The sequence below is a fragment of the Nocardioides sp. cx-173 genome (assembly GCF_021117365.1).
GTDB lineage: Bacteria > Actinomycetota > Actinomycetes > Propionibacteriales > Nocardioidaceae > Nocardioides.
On sequence record NZ_CP088262.1, the window covers coordinates 3,309,655 to 3,326,100 of the forward strand.

The following is a 16,446-nucleotide window of genomic DNA, read 5'->3' on the forward strand; positions in this document are numbered from 1 at the left end:
TCTTTACCCCGAGGGCCCGGTGGGCTAGAGCACCTGCCCCTCGAGGGCCTCGGTGAGCAGCGCGACCAGGGCCTCCAGCTGGACGTCGGACGACGCGGCGATCTCCTCGTCGGAGCCGTCGAGGGCGCGAGCGGCCAGCCCGGCCTTGCTGTCGATGAGCTCGGCGATCTTGGTGTCGATGGTCTGCGCCGCGATGATCCGCCACGCAGTGACCGGCTCCTCCTGGCCGATGCGGTGGACCCGGTCGATGGCCTGGGTCTGCTCCGCGTCGGTCCACGAGAGCTCGGCCAGCACCACGTTGGAGGCGACCTGGAGGTTCAGGCCCACGCCGGCGGCCATCAGCGAGCAGACCGCGATGTGCACGTCGGGGTCGTTGACGAACGCGTCGATGTTGCGCTGCCGCTTGGCCGCCGACTGGTCCCCCCGGATGGAGGCGTAGCCGATGCCGCGCTTGGCGAAGGTCTCCTCCGCGAGGTCCATGACGTCGACGTGCTTGGCGAAGAACACGACCTTGCCGACGTTGCGGGCGAGCTGCGCGGCGTAGTCGGCCGCCAGGCCGGCCTTGGCCTGGCCGATGCGGCGCACCATGCCGAAGACGTTCTCGCCGGTCTTGGCGGACTCGGAGTCCGAGAGCTCCCAGCCGGCCACGCGGCGTACGAGCTCGTGGTCGATGCCCTCGACCTGGACGCCGGACGAGCGGGTCTCCAGCGCGCTGCGGTAGCGGGCGACCAGCCGCTCGGCGAGCTCGCGCTCGGCGTCACGGATCGAGCGCCCGATGACGTCGTCCAGCTCGACCGGGATGTCGGCCACCCGGCGGGCCGGGATGTCCTTGGCGACGTCGATCTTGCGCCGCCGCACGATGCCCAGCTCGATGACGCTGTTGCGGGCGTTGGGGTAGAACCCGGGGTCCACCGGGGTCAGGCCGGTCTCCTCGAGCGCCGCCATGAGCTCCGGGCCCGGCGCCTTCTCCCCGATCCAGCCCAGGAACTGCCAGATCGCGCGGAAGTCGTCGATGTCGTTGATGAGGGGGGTGCCGGTGAGGGCCATGAGCAGCGGGCGGGCGAAGCGCGCGCGGATCCGGTCGGAGATCTGCAGGACGTGCTGGGAGCGCTGGGACTTCTTGTTCTTGATGAAGTGCGCCTCGTCGACCACCATGCCGCGGAACCCGAGGTCCCCCAGCCAGCCGACGTGCCGGTCGAGCACCTCGTAGTTGACGACCACGATGTCGGCGAACGCGTCGATCTCGTCGCCGTCGCCGTGGATCACGGTCACCGGCCGGTTGGGCGTCCAGAGGTGGGCCTCGCGGGCCCAGTTGGTCTTGACCACGTTGGGGACGACCACCAGCAGCGGGTAGGCGTCGGCGGCGTGGGCGGCGAGCAGTGCCTGCGCGGTCTTGCCGAGCCCGGGCTCGTCGGCGAGCAGGAAGGTGCGGTGCCCGGCCTCCGCGGCGGCCACCACCTGCGCCTGGTGCGGCATCAGCTCGAGGCCCGGCGGCAGCCGAAGGGCGGTGGTGGGCTCCGGCAGCGTCATGCAGGACGAGGCGCCGCCGTACTCAAAGGACCGGAAGAGGGGCTCGAGGAGCTCCCACGTCGCCAGCCGACCGCCGTGGACGGGCTTGGGCCTGGGAGCGGAGAAGTCGGGGGTGAGGAACGGGTTGGAGAGCTGGCGGGAGATGACCGACTGTGGCACCACCCGGCGGGCGGGGTTGAGTGACGCCGGGAGCTCGGGGGCGACCCGCTCCTCCTCCTCGGGCACCTCGAGGCCGGCCTCCTCGAGGAACTGACGCCGCAGCGTCTGCGCGGCGTCGGAGACCTCGGCGTCCTCGGCCAGCAGGGAGAGCAGCGAGGTGTCGCGAGCGGCGGTCTTGGCCAGGATCGTGGCGACCCCGTCGAGCCGCTTGAGCTTCTCGGCACGCTGCGCCTCGGTGGCCTCGGTGTCGCTCTTCACCCGGGAGCGCTCCTCGCGCACGAGCAGCGCGATGACCTGGAACTTCGTGCGCGCAGGCCGGCTCACGGCGCCGCGCTGCACCTCGTTCTCGACCTCGCGCACGGCGCGCGCGAGGACCGGGATGATGCCCTCGTTGTCGAGGTTGCGGCCGCGCCGCTGGTTGCGCGGGGCGGTGCGCGTGGCGCCGGTACGGCGCTGGCCTCGTCGGGCCACAGACTCCTCCTTCGGGTGCCGCCTTGCCGCCGGAGCAGGCGTACGACACCACCAACGCTGTCCCGCGGTTGGGGCCGACGGAACGTCGAGCGGAGTGGCGTGCTGCGCACCCCGCGACGGTGCACGGCCCGACGGCATCGTGCGCGATCGCCGTGGTGGACCGGACGCACTCGGCCGTGCTGCGAGGCCGGTGCTGGCAACCAGCGTACCTCGCGATGCCGTGGGGCGTGAGTCGGCGCGCCCTGATCCGGCTCAGCGTCGCTGCGTCACCCAGGGCGCCGGCCGGGCGGGGTCCGCGAGGGCGGCGCGCCAGGCGAGGACGAGCTCGGTGCGCATGAGGCGCGCGGCACAGCGGCCCGGGTTGGCCCGGACGAGCCGGGTCAGCGCCTCGGCCAGGGCGGAGACGGCGTAGACGCTCATGCTCCACGCCGGGTGATGGTGGTCACAGGGGCAGTGTGGGCATCTGCCACTCCCATGGGAAGACCCTTTTCCATCGAGTGGAACATTCCACCCAGAAGATTTCAGGCCAGGACGGCCTGGGCGCTCTCCTGAAGCCGCTCCATGAGGGCGCGGATGACCGGGACCCGCTCCGCTCCGGGCCGGTGGACGAGGCCGACATGGCGCCGTCCGAACCAGTCGACGCGGCGCACGACGACCTCTGCGTGGCGGAACGCCGACAGCGCGAGCTCCGGAAGCGCGGTCACTCCGAGACCGTGCGCGACCAGGCTCTGCACCACCACGTAGTCGTCGCTCTCGTGGAGCAGCCGCGGCTCGAAGCCGGCGGCGCGACAGCACGCGACCAGGTGCTGGCGGCAGCGCTCGCAGCCCGCCACCCAGTCGCGCTCCGCGAGCACCGTGGCCCCCAGCGCCTCCGGCACGGTGTCGCCCGGGGGCAGCACCAGGTACATCGCCTCCACGCCCAGCGGCACCCAGGCCAGCGAGCCGTCGTCGTGCGGCGGCCCGTCGTAGCCGAAGACCAGGGCGACGTCACTCTCGCCGGCGAGCACCGAGGCCCACGCCTCCGGCGGCTCGGTCTCCACGAGGGTCACCTCGACGCCCGGGTGGTCGGCGTGGAGCGACCGTACGGCGGGTGGCACCAGCGTCGCGGTGCCCGACGGGAACGAGGCGAGGCGGACCGCGCCGGCGCGCAGCTCGGAGAGCGCGCCCAGCTCCTGGCCCGCCAGGTGCAGCGCGGTGTGGACGGCGTCGGCGCGCCGGAGCAGGGCCTCGCCCGCCTCGGTGAGCCGCGTGCCGCGCGTGGTCCGCAGCAACAGGGGCACGCCGGCCTCCCGCTCGAGCAACCGCAGCTGCTGGCTCACGGCCGACTGGGTCATGCCGAGGCCGCGGGCGGCGGCGCTGAGCGAGCCCGAACGCGCCACCTCGCGGAAGACGAGCACACGACGGGGGTCCATGAGCCCATTAGAACCGCTACGAACCACCATCAGCAATGACGGACTACCTAAGATCCGGCGGCCGGAGCACCATGGAGTCATGGAGACCCTGGGCTTGATCGGCGGCATGAGCTGGCACTCGACCGCGACCTACTACCGGATCATCAACGAGGTCGTGTCCGCAGCGCGCGGCGGCCACGCCTCCGCGCGGATCTCGCTGCAGTCCCTGGACTTCTCCGAGATCCGCGAGTGCCAGGTCGCAGGCGACTGGGACCGGGCGGCCGCGCTGCTGACCGAGGCCGCGCAGCGGTGCGTCCAGGGCGGCGCGACGACGGTGGCCATCTGCACCAACCTCATGCACAAGGTCGCCCCGCAGGTGGAGGCCGCCATCGATGTCCCGCTCGCCCACATCGGCGACGCCATCGGGGCGGAGGCCGGTCGCCACGGCTGGTCGACCCTCGGCATCCTCGGCACCCGCTGGGTGATGGAGGAGGACTTCTACGCGGGCCGCCTGGCCCGCCACGGCATCGGCGTCGTCGTCCCGGACGCCCCCACCCGCGACCAGGTCGACACCATCGTCTTCGACGAGCTCACGCAGGGCATCATCCGCGACACCTCGAGGGCGACGTACGTCGACACCATCCGGCGACTCGCCGACCAGGGCGCCGAGGCCGTGGTGCTGGCCTGCACCGAGGTCGGGCTCCTGATCAGCCCCGAGGACAGCCCACTGCCGCTCATCGACAGTGCGGAGGTCCACGCCCGCCACCTCGCCGGCATCGCGCTGGGCGCCGGCCTGCCGACCGCCTAGCTTGTTACCGACAGGGTGTCGGTAACATGGAGGCATGTTCCTTGCCCTCCGAGAGCTGATCTTCGCCCGAGGCCGGTTCGCCCTGATGGGAGCGGTCGTCGCCCTGATCGCCATCTTGATGGTCCTGCTCAGCGGACTGTCCGTCGGGCTCGCCAACGACGGCGTGTCCGGGCTGCAGCGCATGCCGGCGACGTCCTTCGCGTTCCAGGAAGACGTGTCCGAGGACTCCGCCTTCTCGCGCAGCGTGGTCGGGCCCGAGGCGGTCGCCGCCTGGGAGAGGCAGGACGGCGTCGCCGAGGCGGCCCCCTTCGGCAACACGCTCGTCAACGCCCGCACCGACCGGGACGTCGAGATCGACCTCGCACTGTTCGGGGTGGAGACGGGCAGCTTCGTGGACCCGGAGGTGGCGTCCGGCTCGCGCCTCGCCGGCGAGGGCGAGGTCGTCATCAGCGCGACCGCGGCCGAGGAGGGGATCGACCTCGGTGACACCGTCGTGCTTGAGCCCTCCGGGGTCGAGCTCCAGGTCGTCGGCATCCTGGGCGAGCAGCACACCTTCGGTCACGTCGACATCGGGTACCTGCCGCTGCGCTCGTGGCAGGAGATCCGCGCCGGCGTCCGCCCGGGCGACGTCGTCAGCGATCGCGTCTACGACGAGTTCACGGCCGCGGCCGTGCGCGCCGAGGACGGCGCCGAGCCGGACCTGGCCGCCGGCGACGAGGCGGCGGGCACGACGTCGCTGACCCGCGAGGAGTCCTACGGGGCCTCCCCCGGGTACACCGCCGAGACCTCCACCCTGCAGCTGATCCAGGGCTTCCTGTACGCGATCTCGGCGCTGGTCGTCGGCGCCTTCTTCACCGTGCTCACCATCCAGCGACGCCAGGAGATCGCCGTGCTGCGTGCCATGGGCGCGAGCACCGGCTACCTGTTGCGCGACAGCCTCCTGCAGTCGCTCGTGCTCCTCGTCCTCTCGGCCGGCTTGGGCATCGGCGTGGGCCTGGCCGCCGGCGCCGCGATCTCGTCCACGGCGATGCCGTTCGCGCTCGAGGTGGGCCCGATCGTCGGCGCCACCGCGCTGCTGCTGGCGCTGGGGCTGCTGGGCGCCGCCGCCGCCGTCGTCCGGATCACCCGGGTCGACCCGCTCACCGCCCTGGGAGGCAACCGATGACCGCCGTACTCACCTTGTCCGAGGTGACCCTGCTGCACGGGGACGGCGAGGAGACCGTCCGGGCGCTGGACAGGGTCACGCTGGAGGTGTCGGCCGGCGAGCTCGTCGCGATCGTCGGCCCCTCGGGGTCCGGCAAGTCGAGCCTGCTCGCAGTGGCCGGCGCCCTGACCGCGCCGACCTCCGGGTCGGTGCGGCTCGGCGGGCTCGACCTGGCCGGGGCCTCGCCCCGTGAGCTGACGCGCGTGCGCCGGGAGCGGATCGGCTTCGTCTTCCAGAGCGGCAACCTGGTGCCCGCCCTGACGAGCATCGATCAGGTCCGGCTGCCGCTCACGTTCGGTCGCACGAGCGACTCCCGCGACCCCCTCGAGCTCCTCGCGGAGGTGGGCATGGAGCAGAAGGCCCGACGGCGGCCGCACCAGCTCTCGGGCGGCGAGCGGCAGCGGGTCGGCATCGCCCGTGCGCTGGTCACCCGTCCCCAGCTCCTCCTCGTCGACGAGCCGACCGCCGCACTCGACCGCGCCCGCAGCCAGGACGTCGTGTCGCTCCTGGCCCGCGAGGCCCATGAGCACGGAGTGGCGACGGTGATGGTCACCCACGACCATGAGGTCCTGGGGCACTGCGACCGGGTGCTCGAGATGGTCGACGGGCGACTCTCCCCCGTGACCGGCCCGTGACCAGCCAGCCCGCCTGACGCGCCAGACTGGGGCCACGCAGCGCCAGGGAGGACACATGCCGCGCATCACGGGGGCCACGGTCGCCGAGCACCACGCCCAGCAGCGCCGCGCCCTCCTCGATGCGGCTCGGCAGATCCTCGCCGAGAAGGGTGAGGTGCCGGCCATGGGCGAGGTGGGCCGCAGAGCGGGCCTCGCCCGGAGCAGCGTCTACCAGTACTTCTCCTCGTCGGAGGACCTGCTCGCGGCGGTCGTCGGCGACGCGTTCCCCGACTGGGCCCGCCAGGTCCTGGACAAGGTGGCCTCGGCTCCCACTCCCGGCACCCGCGTGTGGGCGTACGTCGAGGCCAACATCGACCTCTTCGCCAGCTCCGAGCTGGCGGTCGCGCAGGTCCTCAGGCGGATCGTGGACCCCCAGGTGCTGCAGCGGCCGATGAAGGACTTCCACGTCCAACTGCAGCGGCCGCTGAGACAGGCCCTCGCCGACCTCGGTGACCCCGAGCCCGAGGCCATGGCCGAGCACGTCGACTCCCTCGTCATGCAGGCCTCCACCGAGATCGGCGCGGCCCCGGAGGACTCTCGGCCGGAGGCGCGCCTGCGCGCACTCGCCCGGCTCCGACGCCTGCTCAGCGGCTATCTGCGCCTGGAGTGACGCGCCGGCGTGGGTCGTGCGCGGCCGCGCCGGTGCCGGTCCCCCCACGATGAAGTGCCCAGGTCTCGAGGCGGTACCTGCGGCGGGTGGACCGGCACCTCAGGCCGAGGCGGGCGGCCACCCGGCAGGGCAGGATCTCGGTGGTCGGCACGGCGCCGACGCGCAGAAGGGGGCAGCTCCGATGTTCGCCGAGGTACCGGCCCTACCCGTCGTGGTCCCGCTGGCCGTGGTCGTCCTGGCGGCGCTGCTGTGGCGCCTGCACCGACGAGGCATGCTCACGGTGCCGCGCGCCGCGGTGGCGCTCGCCGTGTGCGTCTACGTCGCCGGGGTCGTCGCCAACACGATCTTCCCGATCTTCCTGGACAAGCCCCGCGGCGACGCCCGGTGGAGCGCCCACGTCGTCCTCACGCCGCAGGTTGAGTACGAGATGGTCGACGCGGTGACCAACATCTGCGTGTTCGTGCCGATCGGGCTGCTGCTCCCGCTGCTCCTGCCGCGGTCCTCCTGGCCGCGCCTGCTGCTGGCGGCGGCGGCCCTGAGCGCCGGCATCGAGGTGACGCAGTACGCCACCGCCCACCTGCTCGGCGGCGGACACATCGCCGACGTCGACGACCTGATCTTCAACGTGCTCGGCGCCGCCCTGGGGCTGCTCGCGCTCGCCGCGCTGACGCGGGTCCCGCTCGCCGCCCGCCTGGTCGACCGGTTCCGCTGGTCACCGGAGCCCCTCAGAGCTGGCTCTGCACACCCGCAAGGAGCTGACGCGCCATCACGATCCGCTGAACCTGGTTGGTCCCCTCGTAGATCTGGGTGATCTTGGCGTCGCGCATCATCCGCTCGACCGGGTAGTCGCGGGTGTAGCCGTAGCCGCCGAGGACCTGCACCGCATTGGTGGTGACCTCCATGGCGACGTCGGAGGCGAAGCACTTGGCCGCGGCGCCGAAGAAGGTGAGGTCGGGGTCGTTGCGCTCGGAGCGGCCGGCGGCGGCGTAGGTCATCTGGCGCGCGGCCTCCACCTTCATGCCCATGTCGGCGAGCAGGAACTGCAGGCCCTGGAAGTCCGAGATCGGCTTGCCGAACTGCTGGCGCTCCTTGGCGTAGCCGAGCGCGAAGTCCAGCGCGCCCTGGGCGACGCCGACGGCCTGGGCGGCGATGGTGACGCGGGTGTGGTCGAGGGTGCGCATGGCGGTCTCGAAGCCGGTGCCCTCGGCGCCGATGATCCGGTCGCCCGGGATCCGGACGTTGTCGAGGTAGACCTCGCGCGTCGGCGAGCCCTTGATGCCGAGCTTCTTCTCCGGGGCGCCGAAGGAGACGCCGGCGTCGGCCTTCTCCACGACGAACGCCGAGATCCCGCGCGAGCGCTTCTCGGGGTCGGTCACGGCGAGGACCGTGTAGTACTCGCTGACGCCGGCGTTGGTGATCCAGCGCTTCACCCCGTTGAGCACCCAGTCGTCCCCGTCGCGCACCGCGCGGGTCTTCATCGAGACCGCGTCGGAGCCGGCGTCGGGCTCGGAGAGGCAGTAGGAGAAGCCACCCTCGCCGCGGGCGAGCCGACCGAGGTACTTCTGCTTGAGCTCCTCGGACCCGGCGAGCTGGACCGGGAGCGAGCCGAGCTTGTTGACCGCCGGGATCAGCGAGGACGACACGCACACGCGGGCGACCTCCTCGATCACGAGCACGGTCGCGAGCGCGTCGGCTCCGGCTCCGCCGTAGGCCTCGGGGACGTGTGGGGCGTGGAAGTCCGAGGCCAGCAGGGCTGCGGCGGCCTCCGCGGGATAGCGGGCCTCCTCGTCCACGGCGGCGGCGTACGGCGCCACCTTGGCCTCGGCGACCGCGCGGACCGCCTCACGGATGGCGCGGTGCTCCTCGGACAGGGCGAACAGGTCGGTGCTCATGTCGTGGTTCCTTGCTCGATGCTCAGTAGTCGTAGAAGCCGCGGCCGGACTTGCGGCCCAGCAGCCCGGCGTCGACCATCCGGGCCAGCAGCGGCGGCGGGGCGTAGAGCGGCTCCTTGAACTCCTCGTAGAGCGACTCGGCGACCGCCTTGGTGGTGTCGAGGCCGATCAGGTCGGCCAGCGCCAGCGGACCCTGCGGGTGCGCGGCGCCGAGCACGAGGCCGCGGTCGATGTCCTCCGCGGTGGCGAAGCCGGACTCGAGCATCCGGATCGCGGAGAGGATGAACGGCACCAGCAGCGAGTTGACGACGAAGCCGGCCCGGTCCTGACAGTCGATCGCCTGCTTGCCGAGCGAGCCCTCCACGAACGCGCGGGCGCGCTCAGTGGTCTCCGGCGAGGTCAGCAGGCTCGGCACCAGCTCGACGAGCGCGAGGACCGGCACCGGGTTGAAGAAGTGGATGCCCATGACCTGCTGGGGGCGGCTGGTGACCACGCCCAGCTTCATGATCGGGATCGAGGAGGTGTTGGAGGCGAGGATCGCGTCGGGCGAGGTGACGATGCGGTCGAGCTCGCGGAACAGCGCGACCTTGGCCGCCTCGTCCTCGACGATGGCCTCGACCACGAGGTCGCGGTCGGCCAGCTCCTCCAGGCTCGTGGCGACGCGGACCCGGGCCAGCACGTCCTCGGCCGAGTCGATCTTGCCGCGCTCCTGGGCCCGCCGCAGGGACTTCTCGAGCCGCGCCAGCCCTGCCTCGGCGGCGTCCTTGTTGGCCTCGGCGACGACGACGTCCAGGTCCGCACGCGCGCACACCTCGACGATGCCACTGCCCATCAGGCCGAAGCCCACGACTCCTACACGACTCACGCTCATGCTGCTCCTTGGGTACTGGGTTCCACCAGTATGGTACTCAGTACCAGCCGCCTCTCCAGGAGTGTCCATGTCACGCACCGCACGCCTGCGCGAGGCGGCGTTCGAGCTGTTCGAGCAGCAGGGGTACGACGCCACGACCGTCGAGGCGATCGCGGAGCGGGCCGGCGTCGGGCGGACCACGTTCTTCCGCGCCTTCGGGTCCAAGGAGGACGTGATCTTCCCGGACCACACCGACGTGCTGGCTCGCGTCCGCGAGCGGCTGGCGTCGTCCCCGGTCGAGGAGACCCCCGCGGCCGTCACCGAGGCGGCCCGCCTGGTGCTGCGTCGCTACCTCGACGAGGGGGACGTTGCGCGGGCCCGCTACCGGCTGACGCGCACCATCCCCCCGCTGCGGTCCCGGGAGATCGCCCACCTGCAGCAGTACCAGCGCGAGTTCCGCGAGTTCATCCGCCGCTGGACCGGCGAGGATGCCGGCGCCGACCTGCGCGCCGAGCTCATGGCGTCCTCGGTGGTGGTGGCGCACAACCACGTCCTGCGGCGCTGGCTGCGCGGGCTCTCCGAGCTTCCCGAGGCCGAGTTCGACGCCGCGATGGCCCAGGTACGGCGCACCCATGCGCCGCTCTCCCCCGCCGACCCCGCCGCCGGCACCACCGTGCTGGTGCTGCGCACACCGGACGACCCCGACCAGGTCCTGCCGGCGCTGCGCCGAGCGCTCGCGGGGAATGAGCCCGCACCGGACTAGGTTCTGAGTGCATGACCTCCTGGCAGGACCCCGAGTCCGTACGACTGATGCTGGACGACCTCGAGACCTGGGCGGTGGTGGGCCTGTCGGACTCGCCCAGCCGCACGGCGTACTCCATCGCCGAGCTGCTGCAGCGCCGGGGCAAGCGGATCGTGCCGATCCACCCGGCCGCCGCCGAGCCCGGCGGCCTGACGGTGCTCGGGGAGAAGGGCTACGCGTCCCTGGCCGACGTGCCGTTCCCGATCGACGTGGTCGACGTCTTCCGGCGCTCGGAGTCGGCCGGCGAGTTCGCGGACCAGGCGGTCGCCGTCGGCGCCAAGGGCGTGTGGTTCCAGCTCGGGGTCGTCGACGAGGCGGCCTTCGAGCGCACCACCGCCGCCGGTGTCCCCATGGTGATGGACACCTGTCCTGCCATCGAGTGGAGCCGACACTGACCCGTCGGTGATCTCCCGGGGGTGAGAGGGCTCCTCCTGGAGGACCGGTGATCGGGACCTGAGGCGGAGGCGGTGGGGTCCGCCGATCCCTAGCGTCGTCGGCATGACGATCCTTCTCAGTGACCCGCGGGTCCGAGCGGTGCCGGTGCGCGATCTCGGCGAGCCCCTGGTGGCGCTCGACGCGGCCCTCTCCCCCACCCGCCAGCTCGTCCGGCGCGGCCTGGCCGACCGGCTTGCCGCCGCCCACGTCGCGCTGCCGTCGGGCATCGGCCTGCTCGTGGTGGAGGGGCACCGCCCGGTCGCCGCCCAGCGCGCCATCGTCGCGTCGTACGGCGCCCAGGTGCGGGCGGCCAACCCGACGGTCTCCGTGGCCGAGGCCGAGCGGCTCACCAGCCGGTTCGTGGCGCCGGTCGGCGTGGCCCCGCACGTGGCGGGGGCGGCGGTCGACCTGACCCTGGTGGACGCCTGCGGCGAGGAGCTCGACCTCGGCACCCCGATCGACGCGACCCCCGAGCAGAGCGACGGCCGCTGCTACTTCGCCGCCGACGGCATCGGCGCCGACGCGCGTGCCCACCGGCTGCTGCTCGCGCGGGTCCTCGGGGGCGCGGGCCTGGTCAACTACCCCACCGAGTGGTGGCACTGGAGCTTCGGCGACCGCTACTGGGCCCTGTCCACGGGCGCTCCCGCCGCCCTGTACGGCCCCGTCGACGTCCCGGTCGCGGCATGACGGCGCTGGCCCATTCCGCGAACCTGCCCGTGACCGCCCGCCGGCACGGGCCCGCACTGCGCGTGGACCTGGGCGCGGTCGCCGCCAACACCCGGCTCTTCGCCGAGCGCACCGACGGCGCGCTGATGGCCGTCGTGAAGGCCGACGGCTTCGGGCACGGCGCCCTCGACGTGGCGCGCACGGCCCTGGCCAACGGGGCGTCCTGGCTGGGGGTCACGAGCATCGAGGAGGCACTGCCACTGCGCGACGCGGGCCTGCGGGTCCCGGTGCTGAGCTGGCTGAACCCGGTCGACGCCGACTTCGGCCGCGCCATCGCCGCCGGGATCGACCTGGCCGTGCCCAGCCGCGACCACCTCGACGCCATCGCCCGCGCCGGGCTCGGCGCGCGGGTCCACCTGCAGCTCGACACCGGCATGGCCCGCGACGGCGCGTCTCCCTCGGCGTGGGGGGCGCTGTGCCGCGCCGCCCGGCACGCCGAGCGCCTGGGCCGCGTCACCGTGGTCGGGGTGATGGGCCACCTCGGCTGCGCGGACGTGCCGGCGCACCCCGCCAACGCGGCCGGCCGGGTCCGCTTCACCTGGGGCGTCGAGATGGCCCGCGCGGCCGGCCTGCGCCCGCCGCTGCGGCACCTGGCCGCGACCGCGGCCACGCTCACCGACCCGCTGAGCCACCACACGCTGAGCCGCGTCGGCGCCGGGCTGGTCGGCATCGACCCGTCGGGCTCGACCCAGCTCGCGCCGGCGATGACGCTGACCGCGCCGGTAGTGGCGGTACGCCGGGTGCGCGCCGGCACCCCGGTCGGCTACGGCCACGACTGGACCGCGCCGCGCGCGACCAACCTGGCCCTGCTGCCACTCGGCTACGCCGACGGGCTGCCCCGAGCCACCGGGGGCCGCGCCGAGGTGCAGCTGCGCGGCCGGCGCTGTGCGGTCGTCGGCCGGGTCTCGATGGACCAGGTCGTCATCGACGTCGGCAGCGACGTCGTGGCGGTCGGCGAGAGCGCGACGGTGTTCGGCCCCGGCCACGGGGGCGAGCCCACGGTCGCGGAGTGGGCCGCGTGGGCGGACACCATCGAGCACGAGATCGTCACCGGCATCGGCGCCCGGGTGGCCCGATGAGCGCGCGCACCCGGGTCGCCGTCATCGGGGGCGGGCAGAGCTGCGAGCACGAGGTCTCGCTCGCCTCGGCGGCCTCCGTCGCCGGTGCGCTGGACCCGGCCGCCTACGACGTCGTCCGGCTGACCATCGACCCCCACGGCACCTGGCTGGACGGCGGACAGCGCCCGATCGGGCTGGCCGGCGCCGCGCACGTGCTCCGCGGCTGCGACGTGGTGCTGCCGGTCGTGCACGGCCCGCGTGGCGAGGACGGCACGCTCGCGGCGCTGTGCGAGCTGGCCGGGCTGCCCTACGTCGGCTCGCGGGTCGGCGCGGGCGCGCTCGCCATGGACAAGTGGGCGACCAAGCTGGTCGCCGAGGCGGTCGGGATCAGGACCGCACCGGCGGCCCTGCTCACGGCCGCGACGGCACCGACGTACCTGTGGACGCACCCGGTCGTCGTCAAGCCGGTCGCGGCCGGGTCCAGCCACGGCGTGAGCCTCGTCGAGCGGCCCGGGCAGCTGGCCGCGGCCCTCGACGCCGCGCTCGCGCTCGACGACCGGGTGCTGGTCGAGGACCTGCTCGTCGGGCGCGAGGTCGACATCGCCGTGATCGCGCGACCCGACGGCTCGCGGCTGCTCTCCCCGCCGCTCGAAGTCGTGGTCGACGGCCTCTTCGACCACGACGCCAAGTACGGCGGCGGCGCCGACTTCCGCGTGCCGGCATCGCTCACCGAGACCGAGGGCAAGGCGGTCAAGGACGCCGCGCTGGCGGTGTTCGACGCGCTCGGCTGCCGCGGCGTCGCCCGCGTCGACTTCTTCGTCACCGACGCCGGCGTCGTGCTCAACGAGGTCAACACCATGCCCGGCTTCACCGCCCACTCCCAGGTCCCGCGCATGTACGCCGCCGCGGGGCTTCCCTACCCGGCGCTGCTCGACCTGCTGGTGCGCGACGCGCTCGCGACCCCGTGCGGATAGCCGGCCTGGACCTGCTGCGGGGCATCGCCGTCGGGCTGGTGATGCTGCGTCACGCCCTTCCCGCGCCGTTCGCCGGCGCCGGTGTGGTGGGGGTGGTGATGTTCTTCGCGCTGTCCGGCTACCTGATCACCGGGCTCCTTGCCGGCGAGCTGGAGCGCGAGGGCCGCGTCGACCTCGGTCGCTTCTACCGGCGCCGCGCCCGGCGACTGCTGCCGGCGCTGCTCTTCCTGGTGCTCGGCGTGGTCGTGGTGACGCTGGCGCTGGACCCGCTGGGCGATCGGGACGAGCTCCCGAAGACGGTGCTGGTCGCCCTGACCTGGACCGGGAACCTCCCGTTCGGCCACGCCAGCGACGCGACGTTCCACCTGTGGACGCTGGCGACCGAGGAGCAGTTCTACCTGGTGTGGCCGGCGCTGCTGGCGTTCGCGTTCGCACGGCAGCGCGTGGGCGCCGCCCTGGTCCTGGCGGCGACGGCGTGCCTGCTGGCCTGCGTGGCGACGCTGGTGTGGCTGCGCGACGCTCCCGACCTCGCCTACGCACTGCCGACGTCGTGGGCGGTGTGCTTCGTGGTGGGCGCGGGGACCCGCCTGCACGCCCACCGGCTCACGCTCCCGGTGTGGGCAGCGCCCCTAGCGCTGGTCGGGCTGGGAGTATTGAGCGTGCTTCCCTTGCGCGGTCACGCCCTGACCTACCTCGTGGCCGGCCCGACCATCGCCGGCCTGACCGCCGTACTGCTCGTGTCCTGGCGCACGTGGGCCGAGGTCTCGGCCCCGGCCCTGCGCGCCCTCGTCTGGCTGGGCACCGTCTCCTACGCCGCCTACCTGTGGAACTACCCGCTCACCCTCTGGCTGCGCCCCCACACCGAGCTGGCCGGCCCCCTCGCGGCCGCGCTGACGCTCCTCGTCGCGGCCGTGAGCTGGTACCTCGTCGAGCGACGGTGGCAGACCGCGGCGCGGGCCCCGGTCGCCGCATGAGGACCGACGCCCCGCGCTGGCTCCCCGACACCGCGGCCGGGCTGGCGGTGCTGGCGCTGGGCCTGCTGGAGGCGGCCAACCGGGACAACGTGACGACGCCGCGGACCGGCCTGGCGCTGGTGGCCCTGATGATGGCGTGCGCGGTGGCCATGAGCCGGCATGCGCCGGGGGCGGCGCTGGGGCTGACGTGGGGCATCGGGGTGCTGCAGGTCGTCAACGGCGTCGACCTGATGCTGGTCGAGCTGGCCATCGCCGTCGTCGCCTTCGGCTGTGCGCGCTGGGGCTCGACGGCGACCGTGTGGCTCAGCGTCCTGTCGATCCCGGCCGCGGCCCTGATCGCCGTCGTGTACGTCGGGCTCAACGGTCTCGGCGGGCTCGTGGAGGGCGCCGGCTTCCAGCAGCTGGTGGAGGACCGCTACCGCTACGGCGACACCTGGCAGATCGGGGCGGCAGTGATCGGCATGTCCCTGCTCGGGGTCCCGTGGCTGGCCGGCCTGGCGCTGCGCTTCGTGGCGCGCGCGCGGTCCTCCCGCGTCTCCCAGGAGCACGCCGAGGAGGAGGCGGCCGAGGCGGTGCGCGAGTCCGAGCAGGCTCGCGAGATCGCCCGGCTGCGCGAGGAGCAGGCGCGCCTGGCGCGCGACGTGCACGACGTCGTCGGCCACTCCCTCGCCGTGATCCTCGCCCAGGCCGAGTCGGCGCAGTACCTCTCCGACCTCGACAGCGAGAAGCTCAAGGCGACGATGGAGAACATCGCGACCTCCGCGCGCTCCTCCCTGCAGGACGTCCGCCACGTGCTGACGCCCGCCGACCGCGCCGGGCCCACGAGCAGCGCGGGGCTCGACGAGCTCATCGCCGGCGTCCGCGCCAGCGGCCACGAGGTCGTCTCCAGCGAGGTCGGCGTCGTGCAGCCGCTGCCACCCGAGCTGGAGGTCGTGGCGTTCCGGGTGCTCCAGGAGATGCTCACCAACGCCATGCGCCACGGCCGCCGCGACGAGCCGGTGTTCGTGGAGCGCCACTGGCCCGACGGCGGTGGGGACGCCGGGCTGCGCATCGAGGTCCGCAACGTCGTCGACCCCGCCGCACAGGAGACGCCGCCGGGTCAGGGGCTCGACGGGATGCGCCGCCGGCTCGAGTCGGTCGGCGGCCGCCTGGACGTACGCCAGCGGGCGACCCCCGAGGGCGAGACGTTCACCGTCACTGCCTGGGTGCCGGTGCGGTCGGGGGCCGCATGATCCGGGTGCTGCTGGTCGACGACCAGGACCTGTTCCGCGAGGGCGTCGCGGTCATCGTCGGCGCCCAGGAGGGCATGGAGGTGGTCGGCCAAGCCGGCGACGGCCTCCACGCCGTGCGGATGGTCGACGAGCTCGCGCCGGACGTCGTGCTCATGGACATCCGGATGCCCGAGATGGACGGCGTCGAGGCCACCCGCCAGATCTTCCTCCCCGAGCGAGTCGCCCGACGCGAGCACCCGGTGCGGGTCATCGTGCTGACGACGTTCAACCTCGACGACCGCGCGGCCACGGCGATCCGGCACGGCGCCAGCGGGTTCCTGCTCAAGGACACGACCCCGGTGCTGCTGCGCGACGCGATCCGCACGGTGCACGCCGGCAACGCGGTGCTCGCCCCCCAGGACCTCTCGACCCTGCTCGAGGGCCAGTTCCGGACGCAGCGGCCGGTGCCACCGGCCTACCTGGCGCTGACGGAGAAGGAGCGCGAGGTCTTCGCGGCCGTGGCGCGCGGGTTGTCCAACACCGAGATCGCGGCGCTGGTGTTCGCCGGTGAGTCCACGGTCAAGACCCACGTCGGCGCCATCCTGCGCAAGCTCGGCCTGCGCGACCGGGTGCAGATCGTGGTCTTCGCCCACGAGCACGCCCTGGCCGGGTGAGGG

At 73.4% G+C, this 16,446-nt stretch carries 18 protein-coding genes; 13 read left to right on the forward strand and 5 right to left on the reverse strand.

The annotated features are described in order from the left end of the window. Window positions 1–24: 24 nt before the first annotated feature. The 3 genes from LQ940_RS16065 to LQ940_RS16075 all read right to left on the reverse strand — a co-directional run bounded on the left by LQ940_RS16065 (window position 25) and on the right by LQ940_RS16075 (window position 3,572). Complete coding sequence (locus LQ940_RS16065; protein ID WP_231243009.1) at window positions 25–2,160, reverse strand: DEAD/DEAH box helicase; 2,136 nt, start codon at window positions 2,158–2,160, stop codon at window positions 25–27. Window positions 2,161–2,412: 252 nt separating this feature from the next. Beyond that, window positions 2,413–2,580, reverse strand: coding sequence for a hypothetical protein (locus LQ940_RS16070; protein ID WP_231243007.1), 168 nt, complete (start codon window positions 2,578–2,580; stop codon window positions 2,413–2,415). Between the two features lie 101 nt (window positions 2,581–2,681). Beyond that, on the reverse strand, window positions 2,682–3,572 hold the full coding sequence (locus LQ940_RS16075; RefSeq protein ID WP_231243005.1) for a LysR family transcriptional regulator: 891 nt from the start codon (window positions 3,570–3,572) through the stop codon (window positions 2,682–2,684). Window positions 3,573–3,651: 79 nt separating this feature from the next. On the opposite strand from LQ940_RS16075, the gene LQ940_RS16080 reads away from it, so the two are divergent. From LQ940_RS16080 to LQ940_RS16100, 5 genes are all read left to right on the forward strand, one after another. Further along, window positions 3,652–4,359 (forward strand): aspartate/glutamate racemase family protein, encoded by a 708-nt coding sequence (locus LQ940_RS16080; protein WP_231243003.1) that lies wholly within the window; start codon window positions 3,652–3,654, stop codon window positions 4,357–4,359. A gap of 34 nt (window positions 4,360–4,393) precedes the next feature. Next, the gene (locus tag LQ940_RS16085) at window positions 4,394–5,524 is read left to right on the forward strand and encodes an ABC transporter permease (protein WP_231243002.1); all 1,131 of its coding nucleotides are present in this window, start codon (window positions 4,394–4,396) and stop codon (window positions 5,522–5,524) included. After that, on the forward strand, window positions 5,521–6,198 hold the full coding sequence (locus LQ940_RS16090) for an ABC transporter ATP-binding protein (protein ID WP_231243000.1): 678 nt from the start codon (window positions 5,521–5,523) through the stop codon (window positions 6,196–6,198). The genes LQ940_RS16085 and LQ940_RS16090 overlap by 4 nt, the downstream gene beginning before the upstream one ends. Window positions 6,199–6,253: 55 nt before the next feature. Then, the gene (locus LQ940_RS16095) at window positions 6,254–6,847 is read left to right on the forward strand and encodes a TetR/AcrR family transcriptional regulator (RefSeq protein ID WP_231242999.1); all 594 of its coding nucleotides are present in this window, start codon (window positions 6,254–6,256) and stop codon (window positions 6,845–6,847) included. A gap of 181 nt (window positions 6,848–7,028) precedes the next feature. Beyond that, on the forward strand, window positions 7,029–7,658 hold the full coding sequence (locus tag LQ940_RS16100; protein WP_231242998.1) for a VanZ family protein: 630 nt from the start codon (window positions 7,029–7,031) through the stop codon (window positions 7,656–7,658). On the opposite strand, the gene LQ940_RS16105 is transcribed toward LQ940_RS16100, so the two are convergent. Next, entirely contained in the window at window positions 7,573–8,739 is a 1,167-nt protein-coding gene (locus tag LQ940_RS16105; protein ID WP_231242997.1) for an acyl-CoA dehydrogenase family protein, read from the reverse strand. The two genes, LQ940_RS16100 and LQ940_RS16105, sit on opposite strands and share 86 nt — an antisense overlap. 22 nt (window positions 8,740–8,761) lie before the next feature. Continuing rightward, window positions 8,762–9,604 (reverse strand): 3-hydroxybutyryl-CoA dehydrogenase, encoded by an 843-nt coding sequence (locus tag LQ940_RS16110; protein ID WP_269217250.1) that lies wholly within the window; start codon window positions 9,602–9,604, stop codon window positions 8,762–8,764. 73 nt (window positions 9,605–9,677) lie between these two features. Here LQ940_RS16110 and LQ940_RS16115 point away from each other — a divergent pair, with 73 nt between their 5' ends. From LQ940_RS16115 to LQ940_RS16150, 8 genes are all read left to right on the forward strand, one after another. Then, window positions 9,678–10,352, forward strand: coding sequence for a TetR/AcrR family transcriptional regulator (locus tag LQ940_RS16115; RefSeq protein ID WP_231242995.1), 675 nt, complete (start codon window positions 9,678–9,680; stop codon window positions 10,350–10,352). An 11-nt stretch (window positions 10,353–10,363) separates the two neighbouring features. Beyond that, entirely contained in the window at window positions 10,364–10,786 is a 423-nt protein-coding gene (locus LQ940_RS16120) for a CoA-binding protein (protein ID WP_231242994.1), read from the forward strand. A 103-nt stretch (window positions 10,787–10,889) separates the two neighbouring features. Beyond that, on the forward strand, window positions 10,890–11,513 hold the full coding sequence (locus LQ940_RS16125; protein ID WP_231242993.1) for a M15 family metallopeptidase: 624 nt from the start codon (window positions 10,890–10,892) through the stop codon (window positions 11,511–11,513). Then, the gene (gene alr / locus LQ940_RS16130) at window positions 11,510–12,631 is read left to right on the forward strand and encodes an alanine racemase (RefSeq protein WP_231242991.1); all 1,122 of its coding nucleotides are present in this window, start codon (window positions 11,510–11,512) and stop codon (window positions 12,629–12,631) included. Before LQ940_RS16125 ends, alr begins: the two co-directional genes overlap by 4 nt. Further along, window positions 12,628–13,584: a D-alanine--D-alanine ligase family protein gene (locus LQ940_RS16135; RefSeq protein ID WP_231242989.1), complete on the forward strand. Its 957-nt coding sequence runs from the start codon at window positions 12,628–12,630 to the stop codon at window positions 13,582–13,584. Before alr ends, LQ940_RS16135 begins: the two co-directional genes overlap by 4 nt. Continuing rightward, window positions 13,575–14,558: an acyltransferase family protein gene (locus LQ940_RS16140; RefSeq protein WP_231242987.1), complete on the forward strand. Its 984-nt coding sequence runs from the start codon at window positions 13,575–13,577 to the stop codon at window positions 14,556–14,558. The genes LQ940_RS16135 and LQ940_RS16140 overlap by 10 nt, the downstream gene beginning before the upstream one ends. Beyond that, window positions 14,555–15,790, forward strand: a complete 1,236-nt coding sequence (locus tag LQ940_RS16145) for a sensor histidine kinase (RefSeq protein ID WP_231242985.1) — start codon at window positions 14,555–14,557, stop codon at window positions 15,788–15,790. Before LQ940_RS16140 ends, LQ940_RS16145 begins: the two co-directional genes overlap by 4 nt. Next, on the forward strand, window positions 15,787–16,443 hold the full coding sequence (locus tag LQ940_RS16150; protein ID WP_231242983.1) for a response regulator: 657 nt from the start codon (window positions 15,787–15,789) through the stop codon (window positions 16,441–16,443). The genes LQ940_RS16145 and LQ940_RS16150 overlap by 4 nt, the downstream gene beginning before the upstream one ends. The last annotated feature ends 3 nt before the right edge of the window (window positions 16,444–16,446 follow it).